The sequence below is a fragment of the Pseudactinotalea sp. genome, assembly GCF_048594945.1.
Lineage (GTDB): Bacteria > Actinomycetota > Actinomycetes > Actinomycetales > Beutenbergiaceae > Pseudactinotalea.
Map to the genome: position 1 here is coordinate 1 of NZ_JBMDXJ010000117.1, position 8,570 is coordinate 8,570.

Below are 8,570 nucleotides of genomic sequence, written 5' to 3' on the forward strand. Positions count from 1 at the left end.
TGGGGAGCGACGCCGTCGACCTGTTCCTGGAACGCGTCTACCCGGATGGCACGTACCTCTACGACGGTGACCGGTTGCCGCTGACCGAGCGGCAGGAGGTGATCACCGTCAACGGCGGCGAGTCCGAGACGATCGTGGTCCGGAGCACCGGGCACGGGCCGATCGTCTCCGACGTGCTGACGTCCTCGCGCGCTGCTGCGGACCGACCGTCCACCGAGGACCAGCCTCCGGCAGGCGTCAGCGGGTTCTCGGTGGCGATGCAGTGGACGGCATTGACGCCCGGCCGGACCGCAGATGCCCTGTTCCTGCTCGGCACGGCGACCGACGCTGCCGACGTGGCCGCAGCAGCGGCCGCGTTCGAGGTGCCGACACAGAACATCGTGTTCGCGACCACCGACGGCACCATCGGCTACCAGGCGCCCGGCAAGATTCCGATCCGTGAGCAGGTGACCGACGGCATCGTGCCGAGTGACGGGTCGTGGCCGCGGCCGGGATGGGACCCACGCTACGACTGGCAGGGTTTCGTGGACCCGACCGAGATGCCCCACGCCCTGAACCCCGACGAGGGCTTCATCGTGGCCGCGAACCAGGCCGTGCAGGAGCCGGGTGCCGGCCCGTTCCTCACGAGCGACTTCGACTTCGGATACCGGTCGCAGGCGATCCGGGACGCCCTCGAGGAGCGGATCGCCGATGGCGGGTCGCTGACCGTGGCGGACATGTCCGAGATCCAGCTGATCGACACGAACCCCTACGCGGAGCTGTTGGTGCCGGTGCTGCTCGAGGTCGACATGCGGGAAGAGGCGGAGGAGTCCGAGGCAGCCGAGTTCACGGAGCAGGCGATCGAGCTCTTCGAGGACTGGGACTACCGCAACGACACCGACTCGGCTGCGGCCGCCTATTTCTCGGCCGTCTGGGCGAACGTGATGCGCCTGACGTTCTGGGACCAGGTGCCGGTGGCCCAGCGTCCCGATGGCGGGTCGCAGTGGCTCGAGGCGGTGCGCGGGCTCCTCGAGGACGCCGAGAGCCCGTGGTGGGACGACCGGGCGACCCTGACCGTCGTCGAGCAGCGTGACCAGATTCTCGCCCAGGCGCTCATCGCGGCCCGCACTCAACTGACCGTGCTGCTGGGCAAGGTGCCCGCCGACTGGCGGTGGGGCTCGCTCCACGAGGCCGCCCCACAGCACCAGGTCCTTGGGGGCGAGGACGTGCCGGGCATCGTGCGGACCCTCGTCAACGCCGACCCGATCGGGGTTCCCGGCGGAAGCTCGATCGTCAATGCGAACGGATGGGATGCCGCGTCCTGGGAGGACGTCGACGGTGAGCTGGTGTACCCCGTGTTCGACGTGACGTGGGTGCCTTCGATGCGGATGGTGCTCGACCTGTCCGACTGGGACGCGTCCACGTGGGTGCAACTGACCGGGAACTCCGGGCACCCGTTGTCCTCGAACTACACCGACCAGTTCGGCGCCTGGGCCGAGGGCGAGACGTTCCCGTGGGCGTTCAGTACCGCCGCGGTCGAGGATGCCGAGGTCGACACGCTCACGTTGCGACCGCCCGGCTGAGCGGGCCTCACTCCTCGCCCACGAACCACCAACCGGCGGGCGTCAAGATGCCGTCCACTGCGCGATCGTGCGCGGCACGGGGGAGCGGGGTGTCGCTGACCTCGTCGGCGAACACGACAGCCACCACCGGAGCATCGGGGCGGCGGTGCTCGAGCACGCGGTCGTACCAACCGCCGCCCTGGCCGAGTCGCACCCCGGTGCGATCGACCGCGAGTGCCGGTGCGAAGACGACATCGGCGCGGTGCAGTGCCGTGATCCCCAGCCCGGGGCCCTCGGGCTCGGGCGGGCGCCCAGGTGCGCGGACCTCGAGCGTGCCGCCAGGCTTGTGCAGCGCCCAGTCCCGACTCAACCCGACGCCGAGGATCGGGAGCAGCACGTCGATGCCGCGCTCGTGCAGGTGGTCGATCAGCGGCTGGGTGGCCGGCTCGTTCGGCCGGGCGGCGTACACAGCCACGCAACCGGCGTCGGCGACGATCTCGCTGGAGTGGGCGGCGATCGCCGTGCCGGCCTCCGCACGCTCCCGGGTCCCGCGGTTGTTGCGGTGGGCGCGCACGGCTTCGCGGAGCAGATGCTTGGCGTCCTCGGTATCGAGGGTCGGGTCGGCTGTGACGAGGGACGACAGCGACCACATGGCCTCCACCTTTCCTTACTGCGGGGCCGAACGCCACTCGGCACCCCGGGATCTCACGCACCACACCACGAGAGCGTGTCTCCCGAACCCGGATCGGCTGCGCGACACCTGCCACGCGCGCTGGCGGCGTTGCGTCCGCTCGAAAGCCGAACCCGGGCTTCCTTCGCGAACGCGCCTTGCCATCGCACCCGGCAGGCGCCGCTCGCTCTCGACCCGGGTTTGGGAGACACGCTCTAGAGTTTCCCGGTGGACCTCACCGACGGCGTCGTGCGACTGCGGCCGCTACGACGCCGCGACGCCGCGGCCTGGGACCGGCTTCGGCGGGAGAACGAGCGCTGGCTGTCCCGCTGGGAGGCCACGTCTCCCGACCCGGTGTCGCGGCGTCCGACCTTCGGTCAGTACGTGCGCGAGCAGGCGCGGGCCGCGCGGCGGGGTACCGGGTACAGCTTCGGGGTCGAGTTCGAGGGCCAGCTCGTGGGTCACCTGACGATCTCCGGGGTGACCTGGGGGTCGTTGCGCGGGGCAGCGATCGGGTACTGGATCGGGGAGCGGTGGGCCGGGCGCGGCCTGATCCCCCGTGCCGTAGCGCTCGCCACCGACTACTGCTTCTTCTCCCTCTCGCTGCACCGGGTGGAGATCAACATCCGGCCCGAGAACGAGCCGAGCCTACGAGTGGTCGCCAAGCTCGGGTTCCGCGACGAAGGTGTCCGAGAGCGGTACCTGCACATCGACGGCGTCTGGTGCGACCACCGCACGTTCGCCCTCACCCGTGAGGAGATCGGACGCGGACTGACGGCGCGTCTGGCCGAGAATCGCCGGTAGCTGCCGACACGCCGAGCGGGTACCGGGGCGCCGGCGCGTGCCGGACCTACCGTCATGACGTGGGCGATATTGCAGGCTGGGTGGTCCTCGGCATCGGCATTCTCGTCTTCGCGTACATCCTTCCTACCGCGATCCGATCGCGGCAGGTGGTGGTCGACTCCCGAGCCGACGACCGCTACTCGGACGATCTCCGGATCGTCGCGACGGCGGGAGCCCGGCAGGTGCCGCCATCGACGTCAGGCAGAGTGTTCGTCCACCCCGCGCGGGCGAACGAGGAGGTCCCCATGAGTTCCCCCGCAGATCGCCAGCTGGCCGCCGCTGACGCGCGCCGCCTGGCCGCTGCTCGCGCTGCGCGCGCCGCTGCCTCCAGCCGCCGTGCAGCGGCGGCGCGCCGCCGGCTCGCACTCACCGGCGTGCTGCTCGTGGTCGCCGGTGGCCTGTGGGCTGCCTTCGCGCTGCTGTCCTGGCCCGTGGTGGCACCCGTGGTCGCCACGGTGGCGCTCGTGGGGGTGGTGATGCTGGGGCGCCGCGCCGCGACCGCCGGCAACGCTGCCGACGCCCGCTGGGAGCGTGAGCTCGCCGCGATCACCTCGCACGCGCGCGACCGCGCCTCCTCCACCGCCCGCCGGACAGGCAAGCCGCAGCTGCGCGTGGACGTGGACCCGACCACGCTCGTCGCGGAGCCGGCACCGGTGATCGAGCCCGAGGTCGCTGCCCCCGCACCCGAGGGCGCCGGTTGGACGCCCGTGCCGGTCCCGCCCCCCGCATACACGCTCAAGCAGTCGGCACCGCGCCGCGAGGTGTCCCCGCTCGTGATGGGGGCGCCGACCGAGGTGATGGAGCCCGTGGTGAGCGACGAGACCGACGCAGCTCCCGCCGTCGAGCCGGAGGAGCCGATCGAGCACTCCGGGCGTGAGAAGCGCGTTCCCGTGGAGCCGGCGATGGACGTCCAGGCGGTCCTCGCCCGCCGCCGCGCGGCGGGCTGATCCGCCGTCCTCGCACCGGCGGCTGGGTGTTATCCTTGTCGCCGTCCTTGGGGCTATGGCGCAGTTGGTAGCGCGTCTCGTTCGCAATGAGAAGGTCGGGGGTTCGAATCCCCCTAGCTCCACAAGGCAGATGGACCAGGGCACGCCTTCCGCCCTGGTCCTTCTGCGTTGAGTAGGCCAGTGATTCGAGGAGCCGCCGCAGCGGAGTGAGGACGACGGAGTCCCCTGGCTCCTCAACTCGCTTCTGGGGGTGCGCTGCGTGGGTTCGTGCGGTGGGGGAGCTCCTGCCGCCACCCCGCTGCCGCGGACAGCGTTTCCGGTCGATTCGCAGTCACCGAGCGACCGCGATTCGCCCATGTCGGGCGCGGTGGGGGCGCGCAGCGCCGGGGGCGCGTGGGGCACGAGTTGTTCACACGTGGGGGCCTGGTGCAGCCTCCATCGTTACGCTCGGATCGTGCCCGAGTCTTCGTTCGATGACGGTGATGTGGACCGCGTGCTCGCCTATGTCATGGAGGCGCGGCCGGATACAGGGGAGCTCGCCCGATCACTGCTCGAGCGAGGCGGTCTGGTCATCGAGGCATGGGGGCCGCTGCAGATGGCGGTGTATCACCTGGAGGTCCGTCGCGGGAACTGGGAGGTCATGTTCCACAGCGAGCGGGGTCACGTCGAGGCGGCGTCCTTCCGCCGGGCCGGGCCGCCCACCCGAGAGAAGTGTCGCCCGATCGGACTGGCGGTCCTCGCGTGGGCGAGGTCCCATGACGTTACGTTCCGGCTGGAGACCCTGGCGGATCTCGACCAGGATCTGGCCGCCCACGGTGCCGACGCCCTGGACTGGCTGGACGCGGGGAACGAACCTGTGGTGGAGCGGCTCTACCAGGCATGGTGGGATGGCGTACAACGCATCGGGTACTCGTCAGCACGCCTGCGCGACCCGCAGCTCGCGGCGGATGTGATCGCGCGACTGGAGGAAGCGGCCCGCTGAGGATGGCACGGCGATCGCGGGTGGCATCTGGCAGCGGCGCCTTCGCTGGACGTCGAGCGTCGCTCAGCGCGGCTGCTGCGGGCGAACGCGTCAGGCTCGGCCGGGCGTCCTGACGAGCCGCTGCAGCCCGGCTGCGATCGCGCCGGCGATCGCCCCGACGACCGTTCCGGTGACCAGACTGGAGCCAGCGGCGAACACCCTCAGGATCACGTTCTGCGCCGCGGGGTCGAGGCCTGCGAGGTTGCCGCCCAGCCGCGGCGGCGAGTCGCCGAAGCTCACGTCCCACAGCAGCTGGTGACCGAGCGCGAGGAAGGCGCCGTACACCAACCCGACGACCACGAGCGTGAGGAAGGCGCGGGGGATCCGCCGGAGTACCGCGACCCCGACCCAGACCACCGGGGGCACGAACACCAGCAGCGCGTTGACAAGCGTCCCGGCGCTGATGAGGCCGAGGTCGTGGAGGACGACGCGCGGCACGGCAAGCAGCGCCAGCCCCACGATCGCGGCGAACGGGAGGCCGAGCCGCCGCTTCGTGGCGACTGCGGGCGATGGGGAGGGGATGTGCTGCACGGGCGTGCCTTCCGGCGTGAGGGGTGGCATGGACATATCTGCGACGGTAGGGGCGCGCCTGTGCCGGCACATCCGCACATCGACGACAGCGAGATACACCCAGAGGCGACCCCGAGCGTGTCCATCTGCGCACGGAGACGCGGCTAGCCTCGGCACCATGCCTCATCACGATCTCGTCATCATCGGCACGGGTTCGGGGAACTCGTTGATCACACCGGAGCTCGAGGGCCTGGACATCGCGATCGTCGAGGAGGGGCGGTTCGGCGGCACGTGCCTCAACGTGGGCTGCATCCCCACCAAGATGCTGGTGGTGCCCGCCGACCGCGTGGTCGAGGCTGCGGACGCGGCGCGCCTCGGCGTCGCCTTCGATCCGCCGGCCGTCGATTGGCCGGCGATCCGCGACCGGGTGTTCGGCCGGATCGACCCGATCGCCGACGGCGGTGAGGCGTACCGCCGCTCGCAGGAGTTCGTGACCGTGTACGACCAGCACGCCCAGTTCACGGCAGAGCGGACGCTGCGTCTCGCCGACGGCACCGAGGTCACCGCGGATCATGTGGTGGTTGCGGCCGGCTCGCGTGTCAGCACGCTTCCGGACGTCCCGGGCCTGCAGCACCTCGATCCGGAGAACGGGCTGCACTCCTCTGACACGATCATGCGCCTCGACACCCTGCCGCCGCGGATGCTGGTGCTCGGCGGCGGCTACGTGGCGTGCGAGCTCGCGCATGTGTTCGCCGCCTACGGCGTCGAGATCACACAGGTACAACGTTCCGAGGTGTTGCTCACCCACGAGGAGCGCTCGGTCTCGGAGGTGGTCACGGCGAGCGCCCGACGGCGGATCGACCTGCGTACGTCGACTCACCTTCGTGGGGCCGAGCGGGTGGGCGACGTCTGGAACGTCACGGTCGAGCACGGTGGCTCCACCGAGGTGCTCGAGGCCGAGGTGGTGCTGCTCGCCGTGGGCCGCGAGCCCAACGGCGACCGGCTCTCCGTGCAGCAGGGTGGCATGGAGGTCGACGCCGGTGGCTTCGTCGTCGTGGACGACCAGCAGCGCACCACCGCTGCCGGCACCTGGGCACTCGGCGACGTCTGCTCGCCCTGGCAGCTCAAGCACGTGGCCAACCACGAGGCGCGGGTGGTGGCTCACAACCTCGCGGTGGCGCTCGGCCGGATCGACGCCGAGTCGCAGCGCAGCGATCACCGGTTCGTCCCGCACGCGGTGTTCGGGCACCCGCAGGTGGCCTCGTTCGGTCCCACGGCCGCCGCGCTCGAGGGGGCCGGCACGCCGTATGTCACGAAGACCCAGAACTACGGTGACGTGGCGTACGGGTGGGCGCTCGAGGACCAGGACGGATTCGTGACCGTCCACGCCTCACCCGACGGCCAGATCCTCGCGGCCCACTGCGTGGGCACGATGGCCTCGACCGTGATCCAGCCACTGATCCAGGCGGCGAGCTTCGGCCAGCACGTCCACGACGTGGCACGCGGCCAGTACTGGATCCACCCGGCGCTCGCCGAGGTCGTGGAGAACGCCCTGCTCGGGCTGCCCATCGAGTAACCGGTCGCGGATGTCGGTGCTGTGCGCCAGGGTGGGTACGTGGCTCAGCGACCCGACGTTCCGGACGAGATTCTCGATCGCCTCGACGCGATCATGGATGAACTGCCTCAGACCTACCGCGAGGGTGCGTGGGTGGGGCAGCGATGGCGGGTCGGATCGAACACTGTGGCGCACGTGTTCGGCGGCGAGGACCAGCAGTTCCGGATCGTTTTCCACGGTGATCCCGATGAGGTGGCAGCGTACGAGCACCTCGGCCACCCGTACTTCCGCACCGGCTGGGGCGCGAACGTCATCGGCATGATCATCGATGACGAGACCGACTGGGACGAGGTGGTGGAGATGCTCACCGACTCCTATCGCATTCAGGCACCGGCGTCTCTGGCTGCTGACGTGATCCGATGACGCACTACCTGTTCGCCTTGACCGATGCCGGCGGGACCGTTCCGCCCGAGCTGGGAGCCGTGCGGGCTGTGCTCGAGCGGGGTCACCAGGCCACCGTGCTCGGGGACGCCACGATGGCCGAGGAGGTCGCGGCCACGGGAGCCGACTTCCGGCCCTGGTCCGAGTCGGCGCGCCCCGTGGAGGACTGGCGCAAGCAGTCGCCCACCGCGATGGCCAAGATGATGGCCGATCAGATGTTCTCCGGACCGGCAGCCGGTCACGCCCGGGACACCACCGCTGCCATCGGCGAGCTGACACCCGGTGCCGTGGTCACCTCGTTCGTCGCGGTCGGCGCGATGATGGCCGCCGAGGCCGCCGCCCTGCCGTTCGCGGTGCTGATCCCCAACGTGTACCCGATGCCGGCGGCGGGCATCCCTCCGTTCGGCCTCGGCCTCGCTCCTGTCCGTGGCCCGTTCGGGCGGCTGCGCGATCGTGTGGTCACCGCTGGCAGCACCCGCATGCTCGGTCGCTACGCGCTCGGACCGCTCAACGAGGTGCGCGCAGGGTACGGGCTCCCGCCGCTGACCAGCCCGTGGGGTCAGCATCAGCGCGCGCAGCGCCAGCTGGTGCTCACCGCCGCGGAGTTCGACTTCCCCGGCGATCTGCCGCCCACGGTCCGTTACGTCGGCCCGGTCCTCGACGACCCCGCGTGGGCGAGCGGTGACTGGTCGCCTCCGGCAGGGGAGGGGCCGTTCGTGCTGGTCGCGATGTCCTCGACCTTCCAGGACCATGTCGACTGCCTGCAACGGGTCGCCGATGCGCTCGCGGCGGCGGGCGTGCGCGGGCTCGTGACCACCGGGCCCGCCGTCGCTCCCGAGCAGGTGCGCGGCAGCAGCGACGTGGCCGTCGTCTCCTCGGCCCCGCACGCCGCGGTGCTTCCGCACGCCGATCTCGTGGTCACCCACGGCGGCCACGGCACCTTGATGATGGCGCTGGCCGCCGACCGCCCGATGGTCGTCATGCCCCACGGGCGTGACCAGGGCGACAACGCGAGACGACTGACCGAGCGAGGCGCCGCCGT

Annotated in this window: 9 protein-coding genes and 1 tRNA gene; 8 read left to right on the forward strand and 2 right to left on the reverse strand. The window is 71.0% G+C overall.

What is annotated here, in order from left to right:
- Positions 1-1,562, forward strand: a 1,562-nt coding sequence (locus ACOJSN_RS05450) for a penicillin acylase family protein (RefSeq protein ID WP_420111493.1), incomplete at its 5' end; no start/stop codon positions are given.
- Between the two features lie 7 nt (positions 1,563-1,569).
- Here the strand turns inward: ACOJSN_RS05450 and ACOJSN_RS05455 are convergent.
- Positions 1,570-2,193: a 5-formyltetrahydrofolate cyclo-ligase gene (locus ACOJSN_RS05455; RefSeq protein WP_420111494.1), complete on the reverse strand. Its 624-nt coding sequence runs from the start codon at positions 2,191-2,193 to the stop codon at positions 1,570-1,572.
- 246 nt (positions 2,194-2,439) lie between these two features.
- On the opposite strand from ACOJSN_RS05455, the gene ACOJSN_RS05460 reads away from it, so the two are divergent.
- From ACOJSN_RS05460 to ACOJSN_RS05475, 4 genes are all read left to right on the forward strand, one after another.
- Positions 2,440-3,015: a GNAT family N-acetyltransferase gene (locus ACOJSN_RS05460; RefSeq protein ID WP_420111495.1), complete on the forward strand. Its 576-nt coding sequence runs from the start codon at positions 2,440-2,442 to the stop codon at positions 3,013-3,015.
- 59 nt (positions 3,016-3,074) lie between these two features.
- Positions 3,075-4,001, forward strand: a complete 927-nt coding sequence (locus tag ACOJSN_RS05465) for a hypothetical protein (protein ID WP_420111496.1) — start codon at positions 3,075-3,077, stop codon at positions 3,999-4,001.
- 49 nt (positions 4,002-4,050) lie between these two features.
- Positions 4,051-4,123, forward strand: a tRNA-Ala gene (locus ACOJSN_RS05470).
- A 332-nt stretch (positions 4,124-4,455) separates the two neighbouring features.
- Complete coding sequence (locus ACOJSN_RS05475) at positions 4,456-4,983, forward strand: hypothetical protein (RefSeq protein WP_420111497.1); 528 nt, start codon at positions 4,456-4,458, stop codon at positions 4,981-4,983.
- A 90-nt stretch (positions 4,984-5,073) separates the two neighbouring features.
- Here the strand turns inward: ACOJSN_RS05475 and ACOJSN_RS05480 are convergent, their stop codons facing one another.
- The gene (locus ACOJSN_RS05480) at positions 5,074-5,589 is read right to left on the reverse strand and encodes a hypothetical protein (protein ID WP_420111498.1); all 516 of its coding nucleotides are present in this window, start codon (positions 5,587-5,589) and stop codon (positions 5,074-5,076) included.
- A gap of 121 nt (positions 5,590-5,710) precedes the next feature.
- Here ACOJSN_RS05480 and ACOJSN_RS05485 point away from each other — a divergent pair, with 121 nt between their 5' ends.
- The 3 genes from ACOJSN_RS05485 to ACOJSN_RS05495 form a co-directional block, all read left to right on the forward strand.
- Positions 5,711-7,108, forward strand: a complete 1,398-nt coding sequence (locus tag ACOJSN_RS05485) for a mycothione reductase (protein ID WP_420111499.1) — start codon at positions 5,711-5,713, stop codon at positions 7,106-7,108.
- Positions 7,109-7,147: 39 nt separating this feature from the next.
- Positions 7,148-7,510 carry an MmcQ/YjbR family DNA-binding protein gene (locus ACOJSN_RS05490; protein ID WP_420111500.1) on the forward strand — a complete coding sequence of 121 codons (363 nt, stop codon included), beginning with the start codon at positions 7,148-7,150 and terminating at the stop codon, positions 7,508-7,510.
- Positions 7,507-8,570: nucleotide disphospho-sugar-binding domain-containing protein (locus ACOJSN_RS05495; protein ID WP_420111501.1), on the forward strand; the 1,064-nt coding region annotated here is incomplete at its 3' end. The genes ACOJSN_RS05490 and ACOJSN_RS05495, both read left to right, overlap by 4 nt.